The organism is Streptomyces sp. HSW2009 (assembly GCF_040240285.1).
Classification (GTDB): Bacteria; Actinomycetota; Actinomycetes; order Streptomycetales; family Streptomycetaceae; genus Streptomyces.
Window position 1 is genome coordinate 1 of the sequence record NZ_JBEHZD010001046.1, and the last position, 1,082, is coordinate 1,082.

Annotated in this window: 1 pseudogene; it reads left to right on the forward strand. The window is 84.4% G+C overall.

Features of this window, described 5'->3' with window-relative positions:
* Positions 1 to 919, forward strand: a pseudogene (locus tag AAHZ94_RS34460) (CHAD domain-containing protein); the annotation flags it as partial.
* Between the last annotated feature and the right edge of the window lie 163 nt (positions 920 to 1,082).

Here is a 1,082-nt window from a genome sequence, read left to right on the forward strand (position 1 = left end):
GGGGGGGGGGGGCGCCGGGGGGGGGGGGGCGCCCCCCCCCCCCCCCCGCCCCCCCCCCGCCCCCCCCCCCCGGCGGCCGCGCCCGGGGGGGGGGCCCCCGGGGGGGGGGGGCGGCCCGCCGGGCCGCGCCGCCGAGCGCTCCGCCCGGGGCAGGGGGGCGGCGGCGGCGGCTGCCGGGGCCGCCGGGTCGAACGGGCCGGCCGCCCGCGGCGATGCGGACCGGGACGACGCCCGCGCGGGCGCCCTGACGGTGGGCGCCGCCCGCGCCGGTGCCCTCCTGGAGCGCCAACTCACGCTGGCCAGGACGCGCGCCCACACGGCCGCGCTCCAGGCCCTCGGCTCCTCCCGCTTCCACGCGGTCGCCGACGCCGTCGCGCTGCTGGCCTCCGAGGTCCCACTGGACCCGACCGCGGCCGACGAACCGGCCGACACCGCGCTGCCGCCGCTCGCCGAACTGGCCCACCGCCGCCTGCTGGAGGCCGTCGAGGCGCTGCCGCTGTCCCGCGCCGGCCACCCGTACAACGCCGACGCGCTCGCCCACGGCCTGGCCGCGACCGCCACCGCGGACGCCCCGCCAGCCAGTGAGGGCCAGGACGCGCCGTGGCACCAGGTGCGCAGGCTGGTGCGGGTCGGCAGGTACGCGCTTGAGGTGCTGGACGAGCACCAGCCGCTGGGCACCGGCCCCACCGAGGCCGAACCCACGCTGGCGGTACGGCTGCTCGCCGCGAGCCAGGCCCTGGAACGCCACCGCGACGCGGCGGAGGCGGCAGCAGCCGCAGCAGCAGCGGCCCGCACCCCACGCATCGCCCCGGCCACGGCCTACGCACTCGGCGTGCTCCACGCCGACCAGCGACACGAGGTGGAGGCGGCGCGGTTCACCTTCGGCCGCATCTGGCAGCGGGCGGCGACGGGCCAGTGAACGCCCCTGGCGGGGGCGGCTCGGCCGGGCGGGGGGGCGCGGCCGGCCGCGGCGGGGGGGGGGGGGCGGGCGGGGCGGCCCCCCGCGGGGGGGGCCCCGCGCCCGCCCCCCCGCCCCCCGGCGGGGGCCGCCGCAGGGTGGCCGGACGGCGGGCGGGCCGTGG